The organism is Vicinamibacterales bacterium (assembly GCA_036504215.1).
GTDB lineage: Bacteria > Acidobacteriota > Vicinamibacteria > Vicinamibacterales > Fen-181 > FEN-299.
The window spans coordinates 54,574-70,816 of the sequence record DASXVO010000043.1 but is presented as its reverse complement, the minus strand read 5'-3'; the positions used below and the strand labels follow the sequence as shown (position 1 = coordinate 70,816).

Annotated in this window: 15 protein-coding genes; 4 read left to right on the top strand and 11 right to left on the bottom strand. The window is 67.5% G+C overall.

Annotated elements, in window-relative coordinates; genetic code table 11:
• Positions 1-29 precede the first annotated feature (29 nt).
• A complete protein-coding gene (gene lspA, locus VGK32_13175) occupies positions 30-578 on the bottom strand; it encodes a signal peptidase II (protein ID HEY3382719.1) in 549 nt (182 codons plus the stop codon).
• Positions 575-3,691 carry an isoleucine--tRNA ligase gene (ileS, locus tag VGK32_13170; protein HEY3382718.1) on the bottom strand — a complete coding sequence of 1,039 codons (3,117 nt, stop codon included), beginning with the start codon at positions 3,689-3,691 and terminating at the stop codon, positions 575-577. The genes lspA and ileS overlap by 4 nt, the downstream gene beginning before the upstream one ends.
• A 165-nt stretch (positions 3,692-3,856) precedes the next feature.
• Here ileS and VGK32_13165 point away from each other — a divergent pair, with 165 nt between their 5' ends.
• Genes VGK32_13165 through VGK32_13155 form a run of 3 tightly spaced genes read left to right on the top strand, consistent with a single transcriptional unit; the run spans position 3,857 to position 7,219 of the window.
• A complete protein-coding gene (locus tag VGK32_13165; GenBank protein HEY3382717.1) occupies positions 3,857-5,176 on the top strand; it encodes a pitrilysin family protein in 1,320 nt (439 codons plus the stop codon).
• A gap of 15 nt (positions 5,177-5,191) precedes the next feature.
• On the top strand, positions 5,192-6,481 hold the full coding sequence (locus VGK32_13160; GenBank protein ID HEY3382716.1) for a pitrilysin family protein: 1,290 nt from the start codon (positions 5,192-5,194) through the stop codon (positions 6,479-6,481).
• A gap of 15 nt (positions 6,482-6,496) precedes the next feature.
• On the top strand, positions 6,497-7,219 hold the full coding sequence (locus tag VGK32_13155; GenBank protein ID HEY3382715.1) for an HAD family hydrolase: 723 nt from the start codon (positions 6,497-6,499) through the stop codon (positions 7,217-7,219).
• A 120-nt stretch (positions 7,220-7,339) separates the two neighbouring features.
• Here VGK32_13155 and VGK32_13150 read toward each other — a convergent pair whose 3' ends face one another.
• A complete protein-coding gene (locus tag VGK32_13150; protein HEY3382714.1) occupies positions 7,340-9,025 on the bottom strand; it encodes a PQQ-dependent sugar dehydrogenase in 1,686 nt (561 codons plus the stop codon).
• Between the two features lie 202 nt (positions 9,026-9,227).
• On the opposite strand from VGK32_13150, the gene VGK32_13145 reads away from it, so the two are divergent.
• Positions 9,228-10,073, top strand: a complete 846-nt coding sequence (locus tag VGK32_13145; protein ID HEY3382713.1) for a hypothetical protein — start codon at positions 9,228-9,230, stop codon at positions 10,071-10,073.
• A gap of 43 nt (positions 10,074-10,116) precedes the next feature.
• Here VGK32_13145 and VGK32_13140 read toward each other — a convergent pair whose 3' ends face one another.
• From VGK32_13140 to VGK32_13105, 8 genes are all read right to left on the bottom strand, one after another.
• Complete coding sequence (locus VGK32_13140) at positions 10,117-10,461, bottom strand: histidine triad nucleotide-binding protein (GenBank protein HEY3382712.1); 345 nt, start codon at positions 10,459-10,461, stop codon at positions 10,117-10,119.
• Between the two features lie 85 nt (positions 10,462-10,546).
• Positions 10,547-11,440 (bottom strand): peptide chain release factor N(5)-glutamine methyltransferase, encoded by an 894-nt coding sequence (gene prmC / locus VGK32_13135; GenBank protein HEY3382711.1) that lies wholly within the window; start codon positions 11,438-11,440, stop codon positions 10,547-10,549.
• 9 nt (positions 11,441-11,449) lie between these two features.
• Positions 11,450-12,523 (bottom strand): peptide chain release factor 1, encoded by a 1,074-nt coding sequence (gene prfA, locus VGK32_13130; protein ID HEY3382710.1) that lies wholly within the window; start codon positions 12,521-12,523, stop codon positions 11,450-11,452.
• 8 nt (positions 12,524-12,531) lie between these two features.
• Positions 12,532-12,783, bottom strand: coding sequence for a MoaD/ThiS family protein (locus tag VGK32_13125; GenBank protein HEY3382709.1), 252 nt, complete (start codon positions 12,781-12,783; stop codon positions 12,532-12,534).
• Positions 12,774-13,271 (bottom strand): molybdenum cofactor biosynthesis protein MoaE, encoded by a 498-nt coding sequence (locus VGK32_13120; GenBank protein ID HEY3382708.1) that lies wholly within the window; start codon positions 13,269-13,271, stop codon positions 12,774-12,776. Before VGK32_13120 ends, VGK32_13125 begins: the two co-directional genes overlap by 10 nt.
• Positions 13,272-13,324: 53 nt before the next feature.
• Complete coding sequence (gene thiD / locus VGK32_13115; protein HEY3382707.1) at positions 13,325-14,119, bottom strand: bifunctional hydroxymethylpyrimidine kinase/phosphomethylpyrimidine kinase; 795 nt, start codon at positions 14,117-14,119, stop codon at positions 13,325-13,327.
• A gap of 35 nt (positions 14,120-14,154) precedes the next feature.
• Positions 14,155-14,814, bottom strand: coding sequence for a class I SAM-dependent methyltransferase (locus VGK32_13110; protein HEY3382706.1), 660 nt, complete (start codon positions 14,812-14,814; stop codon positions 14,155-14,157).
• Positions 14,815-14,820: 6 nt separating this feature from the next.
• Positions 14,821-16,224, bottom strand: coding sequence for an aspartate ammonia-lyase (locus tag VGK32_13105; protein HEY3382705.1), 1,404 nt, complete (start codon positions 16,222-16,224; stop codon positions 14,821-14,823).
• Positions 16,225-16,243: the final 19 nt, after the last annotated feature.

Here is a 16,243-nt window from a genome sequence, read left to right as displayed (position 1 = left end):
TCAGGCTCCCGTGCGGATGGCGCCGGCGCTCACGCGTCCCGCCGGCTGCCGATGCCAAGGATATCGAGCATCATGCCGATGACGCCAACCGTGATCGCGGAGTCGGCGACGTTGAAGGCCCAGAAGTGATACGTCCGCCAGTAGACGTCGACGAAGTCCACGACGTAGCCGGCGACCACCCGATCGATGAGATTGCCGGCGGCTCCGCCGAGGATCAACGCGAGACCGAGACGGGCCAGGTGCTGATGCGGCGAGAGTCTCGCCGCGTAGAGCGCGATGCTGATCAGCGCGGCCGTCGCGACGATCGCGATGACGACCGCCTTGTACGGAAAGTCGGCAGCATTGAGGATGCCGAACGCGGCACCGGTGTTCTGCACGTGCGTGATGTCGAAGAAGCCGGAGACGACGGTGCGGCTGCTGTGCAACGGCACCTCGGCCCGCACGATCGCCTTCGTGATCTGGTCCAGGACGACAATGAGGCCGGCGAGCACGAAGGTGACCGCCCGCAGACCGGCCACAGAGTGCGTCGGCGCCGCGCCGCCGACCTCCTCGGATGCAACGCGCGATTCGTCCGTCACGCCTGGGCCTCGTCCAACGCCGCGGTGCAGCGTTCACAAAGGCCGGGTCTCGCCTCGTCGGTCGTCACGGCCGGAACATAGCGCCAGCAACGATCGCAGCGCACGCCGTCAGTGCGGGAGACCACGATCGTCACGCGGCTGTCGTCGGCTTCCTGGTAGACAGCGCCGGTCTCCACGGGCGGGACGCCCATGCCACTCCGACTCTCTGGCGGGACGCCCATGCCACTCCGACTCTCTGGCGGGACGCCCGTGCCACTCAGACTCTCTGGCGGGACGCCCGTGCCGCTCCGACTCTCTGGCGGGACGCCCATGCCACTCCGACTCTCTGGCGGGACGCCCATGCCACTCCGACTCTCTGGCGGGACGCCCATGCCACTCCGACTCTCTGGCGGGACGCCCGTGCCACTCAGACTCTCTGGCGGGACGCCCGTGCCGCTCCGACTCTCTGGCGGGACGCCCGTGCCACTCCGACTCTCTGGCGGGACGCCCGTGCCCACCACCACCTCGGAGGTGATGAACAGCATCGGCAGGTCGTCGCGATGACGCTCGAGCAGCTCCAGCAGACTGCCGCTGGCGCGCAGCTCGACCTTGACCTCGAGCGACTTGCCGACCGCCTTCGCCTGCCGGAGTTTCTCGATCTCCGCGTTCACTGCTTCGCGGACCCTGAGCAGCCGCTGCCACCGCTCGACGAGTTCGGTGTCGATCAGTGCGTCGAAACCGGCCGGGAAGTCGGCGAGGTGCACCGAGTCGTCGCGCTTGCCGGGGAGGAACTGCCACAGTTCGTCCGAGGTGAAGGGGAGGATGGGCGCGATCAGCCGGGCCAGGCCGTCCGCGACGACATAGAGCGCGGTCTGGGCGGAGCGCCGCGACCGCGACTTCGGCGCGAGCGTGTAGAGGCGGTCCTTCGCCACGTCCACGCAGAACGCGCTCAGATCCACCGTCACGAACGCGCTGACGGCCTGGGGAACCACCGGGAAGTCGTAGTCCTCGTAGGCGCGAAGCACGCGGCCAGCCACGTCCGCGTAGCGTGCCAGGGTGAAGCGGTCGATCTCCTCCATCTCGGCGAACGGGACCGCGTCGACGGCCGGGTCGAAGTCGTAGAGGTTGGCCACTAGGATCCGCAGCGTGTTGCGGATCTTGAGGTAGGCCTCGACCACGCGCGCGAGGATCTCCTTGCCGACCCGCATCTCCTCGCGGAAGTCCACCATGGCCGCCCAGAACCGCAGGATCTCGGCGCCGCTCTTCGAGATGATCTCGTGGGGCTCGATCGTGTTGCCGATCGACTTCGACATCTTCCGGCCCTGCTCGTCCACGACGAACCCGTGCGTGACGACGGCGCGATACGGTGCCGTGCCCCGCGTGCCGAGGCCGACCAGCAGCGAACTCTGGAACCAGCCGCGATACTGGTCCGACCCCTCGATGTAGAGGTCGGCTGGCCACGGCAGATCCTCGGTGCGCCCGAGCACGGCCTCGTGGCTCGATCCGGAGTCGAACCAGACGTCCAGGATGTCGCGCTCACGCTCGAATTCACGGCCGCCGCACTTGGGGCATGCGAGACCGGCCGGCAGGAACTCCTCGATCGGATGCTCGTACCAGGCGTCGGCGCCGTGCTCGGCGAAGATCTCGGCCGCGCGGTGCGCCATGTCTGCGGTCAATACGGCTTCGCCGCACTTCACGCAGTTCGCCGCCGGGATGGGGACTCCCCACGAGCGCTGCCTCGAGATGCACCAGTCGGGCCGGTTCTGGAGCATGAGCGTCAGGCGCTCCTCGCCCCACCCCGGGACCCACTTGACGTGGCGCACGGCATCGAGCGCCTTGGTCCGCAGCCCGCTGTCGTCCATCGAGACGAACCACTGCGACGTGGCGAGGAAGATCACCGGGTTGTGGCATCGCCAGCAGTGCGGGTACGCGTGCTCGAAGACCTCACGGTGCCACAGCCGGCCGCGTGCCGCGAGCGCGTCCTCGATCTTCGGATTCGCGTCGAACACCCGCTGCCCGGCGAACATCTCGACCTCGTCCAGGAAGTGCCCGCCCGGCCCGACCGGGGCATAGATGTCGAGGCCGTACCGGACGCCGGTCACGAAGTCGTCGGAGCCGTGTCCCGGCGCCGTGTGCACCGCCCCGGTGCCCTGGTCGAGTGTGACGTAGTCCGCGAGCACCCCGACCGAGTCGCGCGTGTACAACGGATGGCGGAAGCGCAGCCCTTCGAGGGTCCGCCCCGGGAAGCGCGCGATGGCCGCGCCGAACGGGCGCTTCACCTGCTGAGCCACGCGCTCGGCCAGTGCCTCCGCGACGATGACGGTCGTCCCGTCCACCGCGTACGCCCCGTACTCGAGCTCGGGGTGAAAGGCGACGGCCAGGTTCGACGGAATCGTCCAGGGCGTCGTGGTCCAGATCAGCACCGAAAGAGTACGGCCGGCCAGTTCGGGCACGCGACGGCCGAGTGCCTCGGCAGCCTCGGCGCTGAACGGGAATTCGACGAAGATCGACGGCGAGCTGTGGTTCTCGTACTCGACCTCGGCTTCGGCCAGCGCGGTGCGGCAGTGGATGCACCAGTGCACGGGCTTCTTGCCCTTGTAGACCATCCCCTGCTCGACGAAGCGCGCCAGCGCCTTCACGATGGCCGACTGGTACCCGTAGTTCATCGTCAGATACGGGTCGGCCCACGAGCCCATCACGCCGAGGCGCTTGAAGTCGGTCCGCATGATGTCCACGAACCGCGCGGCGTACTCGCGGCAGGCGCGGCGAAAATCGCCGATGCTCATCTGCCGCTTGCGCGCGCCGAGCTCGCGGTCCACCTTCAGCTCGATCGGCAGGCCGTGACAATCCCAACCCGGCACGTAGGGCGCGTCGAACCCCGCCATCGTGCGCGACCGGACGATGAAGTCCTTGAGGACCTTGTTGAAGGCCGTGCCGAGGTGAATGCGGCCGTTGGCGTAGGGAGGTCCATCGTGAAGGATGAACTTCGGCGCCCCCTTCCGCCGCGCACGAATGCGGCCGTAGAGGTCCGTGGCATCCCAGCGGGCGATCGCCTTGGGTTCAGCGGTCTGAAGGTTCGCCTTCATGGGGAACCCCGTCCGCGGCAGATTGAGCGTGTCCTTCCAGTCGGCCATAGGTCTTCGCGTGCCCCTCCTCTGGGTGCTGGGCTCTCGGCTCGTGGCTCTGGGCTCCAGGCTCCGGGCTGCCGGCGCTGCCGGCAGCGCCGATCCACTCATTCTACTGGAGATCACCGCGAAACCCGCCACAGCGGCAGCGAAGTGCGCTTGTATAATGTCCGGATGGCCACCGACGACCCCGTTGCCGCACGTGCCCTGCGGACCTTCGTCCTCGACAACGGCCTCAAGGTCTTTGTCCAGGAAGTGCACACGGCGCCCCTCGCTTCGGTCTGGTGCTGGTACAAGGTCGGGTCCCGGGACGAGACGGCCGGCCTGACCGGCGTGTCGCACTGGGTCGAGCACATGAACTTCAAAGGGACGACCAACATCCCCCGCGAGAAGGTGAAAGGGATCATCGAGGAGTTCGGCGGGAGTTGGAACGGCTACACCTGGATCGACCAGACGACGTATCTCGAGACGGCAACGCGCGAGGCGCTCGACCGGATGATCTTCATCGAGGCCGAGCGGATGGCCAACGGCTTGTACGAGCCGGAGGAATGCGAGTCCGAACGAACGGTGATCATCTCCGAGCTCGACGGAGGTGAGAACGACCCCGATCAACTGCTCGAGATGGAAGTGAACGCAGCCGCCTTCAAGGCGCATCCATACGGGCACCCGACGATTGGCTGGAAGAGCGATCTGAAACGGATGTCGCGCGAGGACCTGTACGGCTATTACCGCCGCTACTACGTCCCCAACAACGCGACACTGGTCGTTGTTGGCGACGTGGATCCCGAAGATGTGATGCAGCGCGTCCGGCATCATTTCGGGTCGATCGCGCCGGGGACGCTTCCGCCGCGCATCCTGACGCCGGAGCCGCCGCAACTGGGCGAGCGGCGCGTCACCGTCGAGAAACAGGGAACCACCGCCTACCTGAAGCTCGCGTATCATGCACCGGCCGCACACGAGGAGGCCTTCGTGCCGATGCTGCTGGTCGATGCGGTGCTGACCGGAGCGAAGGGCATCAACCTCTGGTCGAGCTTCCGCACGCCGCCGCCGCAGCGCAGCGCGCGGCTGTATCGCTCCCTCGTCGAGGGGCGCCTCGCATCGACGGTGTCGGGCGCGATGCTGGCGACGGCGGATCCGTACCTCTACTCGATTTCCATCACCGCACGTGACGGCGCAGGGCTCGATCAGGTGGAGCAGGCCGCCGCCGCCGAGATCGACCGCACGAGACGTGACGGGGTGACCGCCGCGGAACTGGAGAAGGCCAGGAACCAACTTCGCGCCCGGATGGTGTTCGAGAACGACAGCGTGACGAACATCGCGCACCAACTGGGGTATTTCGAGACGATCTCGTCCGTCGACATGTTCCTGTCGATGGCCGAGCGCATCCGCCAGGTCACGCTCGACCAGGTGAACGAAGCCGCCGCGACCTGCCTGCGGCCAACGTGTCGGACGGTCGGCTGGTTCAAGCCGTCGGAGATTGATGGCCCCCGATAATCGCGAGGACACACGATGTCGATCGACGAGCAACACGGACTGGCGCCGACACGCCGACGCCTTCAGAACGGTGTAGTGGTCCTCGCGAAGGAGTCGCGGGTCACACCGGCCGTCGCGATGACCGTTGAGGTGCAGGCAGGCACGGTGAGCGATCCCCACGACCTGCCGGGCGTTGCCCACTTCCTCTCGCGTGTCATCGATCGCGGAACCGAGCACCGAAGCGCCGACGACATCGCCGAACTGCTGGACAGCCGCGGCGTGTCGCTGGCCGTCGCGGCGATGCGGCACCTGTTCACGGTGTCCTGCACGTGTCTCGCCGAGGACTTCTCGGCGATGCTGGCGCTCATCGGCGACATCGTGCGCCATCCGAGTCTTCCGGACTCGGAGATTGCAACCCGGCGCGGCGAGATCATCACCTCGATCCGCCAGGACCACGACAACCCGGCGGCGGTGGCGCTCGAGGAGGAGTTGGCGCTGCTCTATCCCAACCACCCGTACGGGCAGCGGATGAAGGGCACCCTCGAGAGCGTCGAGCAGATCGACCGCCGACGTCTCGCGCGGGCGCACCACGATCGATTCGAGCCATCGTCGCTCGTCGTGACGTGCGTGGGCGATGTGGATCCCGGGCGCGTGGTGGACGAGTGCGGGATGCTGTTCGGCGATTGGAGGAGCTACCCGGTGAGCCTTGCCCTCGTACCTGGCCTGCCGCCGGTGGAGAGGCGCCGGCAGGTGGTCTTCCCGATGATGAACAAGGCGCAGGCGGACATCGCCTACGGCTTCACCACGATTGCGCGTCGTGACCCGGCCTACTACGCCTTCTCGCTGATGAACAACGTGCTCGGGCAGTATGCGCTCGGCGGGCGCCTGGGCGACAGCATCCGCGAGCGGCAGGGAATGGCGTATTACGTCTTCTCCGCCTTCGAGCCGAACATCGGCCCGGGACCGCTCGTGATCCGGGCCGGCGTCAATCCGGCCAACGTGGACCGGGCGATTGCCTCGATCGACGAAGAGGTCCGCCGAATGGCCGCCGACGGCCTGACGGAGGAGGAACTCCGCGCCTCGAAGCGCTATCTGATCAGTTCGCTGCCCCGGACGCTCGAGACGAACGCCGGCATTGCGAACTTCCTGCTGACGTGTGAGCAGTTCGGCCTCGGCCTGGACTACGACCAACGCCTGCCGGAGCTGCTCGAGGCGGTCACGCTCGAGGAAGCGAACGGGGCGGCGCGACGGTTCCTGGTGCCCGGGCGCGCCACCATCACGATCGCCGGACCGTACGCTGCCGAGAGTCCGGAGCCGAGCGCGTAGCGCCCAGAGCCAACAATGCCCAGCACGCGGGCGGTGTTCTTCGACGTCGACTTCACCTTGATCCACCCGGGACCGGTGTTCCAGGGCGATGGGTACCTGCAGTTCTGTGCGAAGCACGGGATCGCGAACTGCAATCCCGCCGCATTCGAGGCAGCGGTGGGAAGCGCGTCTGCGCTGCTCGAGGAGTCCGAAGACCACGCCTACGATCCGCATTTCTTCATCGCGTACATCCGCCACATCATCGAGCAGATGGGTGGGTCTGGCGGCCAGCTCGACGCGTGCGCCGAGGAGATCTACCGTGAGTGGGCGGCGTGTCACCACTTCACGTTGTACGACGACGTGCTGCCCGCGCTGCGGGCCCTCCACGTGCGTGGAATCCGCCTCGGCCTGATTTCCAATACGCATCGGTCGCTCGAGTCGTTCAGCAGCCACTTCGAGCTCGATGCGCTGATTGCCTGCACGGTCTCGTCTTGCGAGCACGGCTACAACAAGCCGCACCCGAGCATCTTCCGCGCCGCGCTCGGTCTGTTGTCGGTTCGGCCCGAAGAAGCGGTGATGGTGGGCGACAGCGTCAGGCACGACATCGAGGGAGCCCGGGCCGTGGGAATGCGCGCCGTCCTGCTGCGCCGGTCGTCCGGCCTGGTGCCGTCGACCATCGCCGAACCGGGCACCGCGCCCGGCAGCGATCGCGTGCCGGTCGTCCGGAGCCTGACGGAGTTGCCCGCGTTGTTGGACTAGCTCGACGTGGCGCGCTCCGGGCCACCCCCCTCGGACCCCGGCCCCACCAGAACCACGGGCACCGCCGGCACCGCCCGCGTCGGCCGGACGGCCGGATGGCTCGAGCGATGCCCTCCAGCCTCAACGATCCGGCAGACGATCGGGACTACGGACGGATCGGTCGCGCAGGCCGGATCGCGGATCCAGGCGAGCGCCTTCGACGACCACTTCGACATCGGATTCGAGCGTCAGCAGGATATCGGCGGCCGTTCGTCCAGGCGTATCCGACGGGTTCACCCGTTGCCGCCCACCTGGCGGCAGCGACAGGTACCGCGGGAAGACGCTCCCGTCCGGCCGGCGGTACCGCAGCAGGATGTGCGCCGGCGTGCCATTCGGGTTCAGCAGGGTGAAGCCGGCAGAGGTGTCGATGCGATCGTTCCCGAACGACCGATGGTAGAACCCGCGTGGATGCGTGCCCGCCCGGAATTCCTCGATGTTGGTGACCCCGTCACCGTCCGGGTCCCCTGCGGCGCCATCGTCGCCGACCGCTGAGTCGGGATTCAGCCCGAACTGGCGCTCCCACCAGTCGGGCAGTCCGTCGCCATCGCTGTCCGCCGCCTCCACGCGGATGATCGTGCCGAGGAAGGTGACGATGTAGAGTTCACCGGCCGCGTCGAGGCCGAACGATGTGATCGCGTCCCGCGCGGCCGCGATGCCAAGATCCGCGGTGTGGTCCGACTGGTCGGTCACGGTCGCCTCGCCGGTGGCGGGATTGACACCCAGTCCCAGAGACCAGACATGACCGGTGAGGTCCGCGTAGAAGTATCGGCCGGCATACGCAGGCCCCAACGCTTGTCCGCGGTAGACGAATCCGCCGATGACCGCCACACCCGCCGAATGGTCGTATTCGAAGATTGGGTCGGTCAGCGGTGTGAACGCGGGCGGACGAGTGGTGACGTTCGCATGAAGACCCTCGCGGATTCGCCATCCGTAGTTGCGTCCTCCCTGGCCCCGCGGCTCGTAGTCGATCTCTTCGTACCGGTCCTGCCCAACGTCCCCGATCACGAGCGCACCGGTGCCGCCGCGAGAAGGGGCGTCGAAGCTGAATCGCCAGGGGTTGCGCAGGCCGAAATCCCAGATCTCAGGCTGAGCAGCGATCGGCCGGCCGCCGCCGAACGGGTTGTCTGCAGGCACCCTGAAGCCCTGTGTATCGCCGTCCGGAACACTCACGTCGACCCGGAGCATCTTCCCCAGGAGCGTCGAGGGATCCTGCGCACGGTTGCCGGGATCGTCGCCCGATCCGCCGTCACCCATGCCGACGTACAGGAAGCCATCGGGACCGAACGCGAGTTGGCCGCCGTTGTGGTTTGCGAACGGCTGGCGGATCACCCGCTCGCCCGTCGACCACTTCAGGTCGAAACGCGAGGACGGATCGGCAACGAGGGGGTTCGCCGTCGATCGCCTGAACCTCGCCACCACGGTGTCGCCGGACCTGTTGGTGAAGTCCACGAAGAAGCGACCGCTGGTCGCGTAGTCCGGGGCGAACGCCAGGCCGAGGAGACCCTGCTCCCCGCCCGCAGCGATGGCTGCCGACAGGTCCAGAAAGTCCGAGGCCAGCAGCACGCCGTCCCTGAGGACGCGAAGCCGACCTCCTTGCTCGACGACGAACTGGATCCGCGGATCGGTGGGGTCAGGGAGGAACCCGAGCGGCAGGGTGAATCCTCGCGCGACGACGACAGGCCGTAGTTGCCCCTGGGCAATCACGGAGATGGGCCACGAGCCGGCCAGACACACCACAACGGCGGCCCACAGGCGGATGGGGGACATGAATCAGCCTCCGGATCGAGTGTTGGGGGAATCCCAATCTCAGCGTAGCAGGTGCGGGGTTGGCCGGCAATGAACGACGCGCGCTCCCGAAGAGGTTCGAGACCTTCTCACGCACGGCACGCCGAGGATGCTGAGGCGCTCGAAGCCGGGACCTCCGCACGCGCCGGCCGCAAAGGGTGTGGGGCTGTGGTACAACACCCCCATGCAGATCCGTCGCCTGATGACCGTCGAGGAGTTCCACCAGGTCTACGAGCTGGAGCGCGAGATCTGGGGCTACACGACCACCGAGGACTCGGTGCCCGTGCCGATCATGATCGTCTCGGCGGAAATCGGCGGCCTGCTGCTCGGGGCCTTCGAGCCGGACGCCACGGCAGACCGCATGGTCGGCTTCGCGTACGCGCTGCCCGGCGTGAAGGACGGCAAGGCCTTCCAGTGGTCGCACATGCTCGGCGTGACAGAAGCCCATCGCAACAGCGGCCTGGGCTGGCGGCTGAAGCTCGAGCAGCGCCGCCTGGTGCTCGAGTCCGGCCTGGATCTCATCAAGTGGACCTACGATCCGCTGCAGGCGTTGAACGCGCACCTGAACTTCGTGAAGCTCGGCGTCGTGGCCCGCGAGTACCACGAGAACGTCTACGGAGATTCGAGCAGCCCGCTCCACGTCGGGACACCAACCGACCGGTTCATCGCGGAGTGGTGGCTCGAGTCGGAACGCGTGGCGCAGCGGCTTGCCGCCGCCGAACGAGGCGAGGGCCGTCCCGGCGACATCGGCGATGCGGCCGCCGTGAACCTGGTGAGTCACCTGCCCTGCGTGGAATGGATCGCGCCAGGGAAGGCCGACCTCTCGGTGGACGCGCTCCGGTTGGCGGTGACGATCCCGATGGGGTTCACCGAGATGCAGCAGCAGAACCTCCCGCTGGCGCAGGAGTGGCGCGCGACGACCCGGGAGATCTTCACGACCTACCTGCCGCGCGGCTACGAGGTCGTGGACTTCGTCCTCGACAGGCCCGGACGAAGGGGCACGTACCTCCTTGAACGGACGAAGGTCTAGTTCAACACAGAGGCCGCCGCCTTCGCGCGCTCCGTGTCGATCTTCATCCCGGAGGCCAGGCGAGAGGTCGGCCGCCGATCACGTGCAAATGGATGTGAAACACCGACTGGCCGGCCTCACGGTTGCAGTTGAAGACCGTGCGATAGCCTCGGTCAGCCACGCCACGCTCACGCGCGACTGCGGCCGCACGCCTGAGCATCTCGCCCACGAGCCCATCCTCGGCCGGTGTCAGGTCGTTCAGCGTCGCGACGTGCTGCCGAGGGATGACGAGCACGTGCAGCGGCGCCTGCGGATTGATGTCCTGGATTACGACGAGGCGGTCGTCCTCGTAGAGGATGGTCGCGGGGACTTCGTGGTCGATGAGCCGGCAGAAGAGACAGGATGCCATCGTCAGTCAATCCTCGTCGCGCGCGCCTCCTGGCTGGCGGCGCATCGATCCTCGTGGGGCAAGCCGCTGAGCCGTGCTCGAATCGCTACAGCCTGCGGCAGACGGCGGTCCGGGGAATGCCCTGCAGGTCGTCCCTGATTCTCACGAGTTCCAGTTGTGACGGCCCGACGATTCGGCGGACGTCATCGTCTTGTCCGTAGCCGAACTCCATGACCAGCCACCCGCGCGGCATCAGGCGCGGCGGTGCGGTGTCGACGATCGCCGCGATGAGCTGCAGTCCGTCACTGCCGCCATCGAGCGCCACGTGGGGCTCGTGGTCGCGGACCTCGGGCGGGAGGCCGCCGATGAACCGCCCCGGCACGTACGGCGGATTCGAGACAATGAGAGACACCGGGCCGTCCACGCCGTCGAGCAGTGAAGCCTGGTGGAACTGGATGCGGTCGGCCACGCCATGTCGTCTCGCGTTCCGGACCGCCACGGCCAGCGCCGCTGCCGAGATGTCCGTGGCCACGATCCGGGCAGCGGGGAATTCGCGGGCGAGACACACGGCCAGGCATCCGCAGCCGGTGCCGACATCCACGATGGTCACGCCCTCACCGGCCCGGACGGCCGTCGCGGCGCCGGACGTGTGGCCCGCTGGGCCTTCGGCCAGGCACGCGATCGCTTCCTCGACGATGAACTCGGTTTCGGGTCGCGGCGTGAGGACGTCGCGGCCCACCTCGAAGTCGAGGCCCCAGAACTCCCGGCGGCCGATGATCTCGGAGATGGGTTCGCGCGCGGCGCGGCGGGCCACGAGCGTGTCGAACCGGTCGGCGAATCCCGCGGGCGCGGTGTCGGTCTGGTGCGCCAGGAACTTCGCGAGATCCCAACCAAGCACCTCGCGCGCGAGCAGCGACGCATCCATCGCGGCCTGGTCCAAGCCGATGTCCGCATCGGTGAGGCGCTTGCGCGCCGTCAATACGAGTTCGTTGAGTGTCATGGCACGGCGTTACTGAACCGCCGTTGCCTCCTTCAGTTTTTCTGCCTGGAAGTGCGATACCACCTGATCGATCAGCTCGGACAGGTCACCATTCAGCACGTTGACGAGCTGGTGAGTGGTGAAATTGATCCGGTGGTCGGTGATGCGGCTCTGCGGGAAGTTGTAGGTGCGGATCTTCTCGGAACGTTCGCCGGTCCCGACCTGGCTGCGTCGGTCCTTGGCGATCGCGTCCTGCTGCTTCTGCATCTCCATCTCGTAGAGACGCGAGCGGAGCACCTTCATGGCTTTCGACCGGTTCTTGATCTGCGACTTCTCGTCCTGCTGGCTGACGACGAGGCCGGTCGGGATGTGCGTGATGCGGACGGCCGAGTAGGTGGTGTTGACGCTCTGGCCGCCGGGGCCGCTCGAGCAGAACGTGTCGATTCGCAGATCCTTCGCGTCGATCTGGATGTCCACTTCCTCGGCTTCCGGCAGCACGGCCACGGTGGCGGTCGAGGTGTGGATGCGGCCGCTCGCCTCGGTGGCCGGAACGCGCTGCACCCGGTGCACGCCGCTCTCGTATTTCAGCTGGCTGTAGACACGGCGCCCCTCGATCACCGCGATGGCTTCCTTGAGGCCCCCGACTCCGCTCTCGCTGCTCGACAGCACCTCGACGCGCCAGCCCTGGCTCTCGGCGAAGCGGATGTACATCCGAAACAGCTCGCCGGCGAACAGCGCGGCCTCATCGCCGCCGGTGCCGGCGCGGATCTCGAGCATGACGTTCTTCTCGTCGTTCGGGTCCTTCGGCAGGAGCAGCACCTTGATCTCGGCGTCGAGCTCGTCGCGCCTCGCCTCGAGTTGCTTCAGCTCTTCGTGCGCGAGTTCGCGCATGTCCGGGTCGCTGCCGCTGACGAGGTCCTGCGCCTGCGCGATCTGCGTCAACACGGACTCGAACTCGTGGAACTTCTCGACGAGCGGCTCGATCTCGGAGAGCGCCTTGGCGCTCGTCCGGTACTGCGCGGGATCGGCCTGGACGGCCGGGTCGGCGAGTCTGGCCATGAGGTCGTTGTACCGCGCTTCGACGGAACGGAGTTTGTCGATCATGATGCTGTCTATGCGCGACCGCCGGAGACCGGCGGCAGGAACGCCACCTCGTCACCGTCGGCCAGCCTGGTCGTCATTCGTGCGAAATCGGCGTTCACCGCCGCTGACACGGCGCGAGCATACGGCGCAATCGCCGGCGCGTCGGCCACCAGCAAGGCCCACACCTCGCCGACGGTCGCCTCGCCGGGAACATCCCGGTCCAGCTCGCTGGCTCCGGCGAGATCGTGGAGACGGCCGAACAGCCTGATCCTCACGCGCATGATCGCCGGTATGCCTCCTCGCGCGCCCGCTCATCGTCCGGGTCAGCGGTGGCGCCTTCGATCCACACGTCGCCGCCCTCGAAGTACTCGCGCTTCCAGACCGGCGCGATCTGCTTGATGCGCTCGATCACGTAGCGGCACGCGGCGAACGCCTCGGCGCGATGCGGCGACGAGGCCGCAATCACCACGCTCGCCTCGCCAAGCTCGACTCGGCCCGTGCGGTGGTGGAACGCCACGCGCGCGCCCGGCCAGCGCCCGCTCGTCTCGCCCACAATCAGGCGGAACGCGCGGAGCGCGAGCGGCTCGTACGCTTCGTACTCCAGCCGCAGGACGCGGTGTCCCTGGTTGTCACCGCGGACCGTGCCGATGAAGGTGACGATCGCGCCGTTGGCAGCCGATGGCCCGCCCGGCTCAGCCTCCGACACGAGGCGCACCACCTCGGCGGGATCCAGCGGCTCAGATCCGATAGCGACGACGCGGTCAGCCACCCCACAAGTATAGCCTGCGGCGGGATACGGCCCCGGATACAACCACAAAGTGCCTACCGAGCCGGCAGGCCCCTCCAGAAGTGATCCATCGGACCGTGCCCGTGCCCGATCGGCAGGCCGTGCCGGATGGCGCCGACCACGTAATCCTTCGCCCGGCGGGTCGCGTCGGCCAGGGAGTGGCCGAGGGCGAGATTGGCCGCAAGCGCCGCGGAGAAGGTGCAGCCCGTGCCGTGCGAGTTGCGGCTCTCGACCCGCGGCCCCCTGAACTCGGTGAACTCCCGGCCGTCGAAGAGCAAATCGACCACTTCGGCGCCGTCCAGGTGGCCGCCCTTGATGATGACGGCATTCGGTCCAAGCGCGTGGATTCGTCGGGCCGCTTCACGAGCGTCGGCAGCGGAATGGACGGTCATCCCGGCCAGTTCCCCCGCCTCCGGCGCGTTGGGTGTCACCACGAACGCCCGCCGGAGCAGTTCGGTCTTGATTGCCGCGACCGCTTCCTGCTCGAGCAATCGGTCGCCGCTCTTCGCAATCATCACCGGATCGACCACGACGAACGGCAGTTCGAGTTCGTCGATCGCCGCAGACACGGCCTCGACGATGGCCGCGTTGGCCAGCATGCCCGTCTTGACGGCATCGACGCCGATGTCGGACGCCACGGCCTCCATCTGCGCGATGACCATGTCGGCCGGGAGCGCGATGAAGCCCGTCACGCCCAGCGTGTTCTGTGCGGTCACGGCGGCAATGGCACTCGTGCCGTAGACGCCGTGCGCAGCGAACGTCTTCATGTCGGCCTGGATACCGGCGCCGCCGCCGGAATCGCTGCCTGCGATCGTGAGTGCCACCTTCATGGGGACATTGTAGGCGGAGAGGCGGCCGCGCCCCGTCACTTCACGAAGACCAGGAAGAACTGGAACGGCAGGAAGCTCTCGCGCTTCGCGAGGCGCAACCCGGCGCGTTCGGCCACGGCGATGATGGTGTCCGGATCCGGCCGCGCGCCGTCCGGGCCAGGGCCGCCATCGCCCTTCTTGTAGTCCACGATGCCCAGGCGTCCGCCCTCGCGGAGTGCCGCGCGCACGTTTCGCAGGAAGAGCAGCGGATTGCCGTACTGAATCTCCCGGTAGGTCTCGACGATGAGGACGGCATCGAGCGTGCCAGCCGGCAGCAGGGGATCGACGCCGGTGCCCTGCCCGTAGCGTACGTTACGCAGGTTCTCCTTGGCCACGCGGCGCTTGATCGCCTCGAGCATGGCCGCCTGCACGTCCTCCGCCCAGACCGTGCCGTTCGGACCGACCCGGCGAGCGAGCCGCACCGTGAAGTAGCCGCCGCCCGCGCCGACGTCTGCGACCTTGGCGCCGTCGGCAATTCCGAGCGAGTCCATAATCTGGTCGGGCTTCTGCCAGTTGTCGCGGTCGGGGCTCTCGAGCAGGCCGAGATCGGTGGGATTGAACAGTCCCACGCCGTGGCGGTTCTGGGCCGACGCAACAGCCGTTGCCACGACCGCGAGGACGAGCGCCGCACGAGCGCATCGAGAAAAGGACAACATGGTCGATCAGAGCGATGTGCCGGCGACACCGGGCCGGGTCATAGCCGCCGGCGAGAGGATCCTATCGAGCGCGTCCGCGTCGAGCAAGCCTCGTTCGAGCACGAGGTCGCGTATGGGTCTGCCGGACGCGACCGACGCCTTGGCGATTTCCGCAGTCGCGGCATAGCCGATGTACGGGCTCAGGGCCGTGGCGATGGCCGTGCTCCGATCGAGCAGTTCACGGCAACGCACGGGGTTTGCTTCGATTCCCTCCACCGTCCGCTCGCGCAGCGCCTGCATCGCCGCGCGCAGGATGGTGGTCGCATGGAGCAGGTTCCAGGCGATGACCGGCATCATCACGTTCAGCTCGAGCTGGCCGGCTTCACACGCCGCGGCGACGGTGGCGTCGCACCCGAGCACCTGGAAGCAGACCTGGTTCACCATCTCCGGGACGGATGGATTGACCTTCCCTGGCATGATCGACGAGCCGGGCTGGGCGGCGGGCAGGGTGATCTCCCCAAGACCGGCGCGCGGCCCCATGCTGAGCAGCCGCAGATCGCTCGCGATCTTTCCAAGTTCGACGGCCAGCCGGCGCACCGCTCCCGAGTAGGACAGCACGTCGCCCATGCTCTGCGTGACACGGAAGCGGTTGGTCGCGGGCACGACATCGAGTCCGGTGACCCCGCGCAGGTGCGACATGGCGCGGTCCACGAATTCCGGACCCGCATTGAGTCCGGTCCCGACGGCCGTGGCCCCGAGATTCAACTCGCGCAGTCCGGCCGCCGCGCGTTCGACTTCGTCCGCGGCAATGGTGAGACACCCGTGGTACCCACTGAACTCCTGGCCGAGCGTCATCGGCACCGCGTCCTGCAGGTGCGTGCGGCCGACTTTAAGGATGTCTTCGAACGTCTCCGCCTTGCGGCCGAATGCCGCGGCCAGGCCGCGGGCGGCGGCGACGAGAGGCGTCAGACCGAGGAGCAGCGCCAGCCGCGTGGCGGTCGGGAAGACGTCGTTGGTGGACTGGCCCATATTGACGTGGTCGTTCGGGTGCACGAGATCGTACGTCCCTCGCGCGCCTCCGAGCAGCTCTGCGGCACGATTGGCCAGCACTTCGTTCGCATTCATGTTGTGCGACGTGCCGGCGCCCGCCTGGTACACGTCCACGACGAACTGGTCTCGCAGTTGTCCCGCGAGAATCTCGTCCGCCGCTCGCACGATCGCCTCGCCGATCCGCGCGGGGAGCCGGCCCACCTCGATATTTGCGCGCGCGGCGGCACGCTTGATCAGGATCGTCGCCGTGATGAAGTCGTTCGGAAGGCGAAGGCCGCTGATGGGGAAGTTCTCGACGGCACGCTGGGTCTGGATGCCGTAGTAGGCGCCGGCCGGCACCGGTCGCTCGCCAAGTGGATCGCGTTCAATCCGGTACGACATGGAGCCTGTCGGTATTATA

What these genes read in the sequence shown, in the direction of transcription:
- ileS (HEY3382718.1), bottom strand. Translation starts at nt 3,691, where the DNA reads ATGGCCGACTGGAAGGACACGCTCAATCTGCCGCGGACGGGGTTCCCC.
- prfA (HEY3382710.1), bottom strand. Translation starts at nt 12,523, where the DNA reads ATGATCGACAAACTCCGTTCCGTCGAAGCGCGGTACAACGACCTCATG.
- VGK32_13145 (HEY3382713.1), top strand. Translation starts at nt 9,228, where the DNA reads ATGCAGATCCGTCGCCTGATGACCGTCGAGGAGTTCCACCAGGTCTAC.
- thiD (HEY3382707.1), bottom strand. Translation starts at nt 14,119, where the DNA reads ATGAAGGTGGCACTCACGATCGCAGGCAGCGATTCCGGCGGCGGCGCC.
- VGK32_13125 (HEY3382709.1), bottom strand. Translation starts at nt 12,783, where the DNA reads ATGCGCGTGAGGATCAGGCTGTTCGGCCGTCTCCACGATCTCGCCGGA.
- VGK32_13140 (HEY3382712.1), bottom strand. Translation starts at nt 10,461, where the DNA reads ATGGCATCCTGTCTCTTCTGCCGGCTCATCGACCACGAAGTCCCCGCG.
- VGK32_13165 (HEY3382717.1), top strand. Translation starts at nt 3,857, where the DNA reads ATGGCCACCGACGACCCCGTTGCCGCACGTGCCCTGCGGACCTTCGTC.
- VGK32_13155 (HEY3382715.1), top strand. Translation starts at nt 6,497, where the DNA reads ATGCCCAGCACGCGGGCGGTGTTCTTCGACGTCGACTTCACCTTGATC.
- prmC (HEY3382711.1), bottom strand. Translation starts at nt 11,440, where the DNA reads ATGACACTCAACGAACTCGTATTGACGGCGCGCAAGCGCCTCACCGAT.
- VGK32_13160 (HEY3382716.1), top strand. Translation starts at nt 5,192, where the DNA reads ATGTCGATCGACGAGCAACACGGACTGGCGCCGACACGCCGACGCCTT.
- VGK32_13110 (HEY3382706.1), bottom strand. Translation starts at nt 14,814, where the DNA reads ATGTTGTCCTTTTCTCGATGCGCTCGTGCGGCGCTCGTCCTCGCGGTC.
- VGK32_13150 (HEY3382714.1), bottom strand. Translation starts at nt 9,025, where the DNA reads ATGTCCCCCATCCGCCTGTGGGCCGCCGTTGTGGTGTGTCTGGCCGGC.
- VGK32_13105 (HEY3382705.1), bottom strand. Translation starts at nt 16,224, where the DNA reads ATGTCGTACCGGATTGAACGCGATCCACTTGGCGAGCGACCGGTGCCG.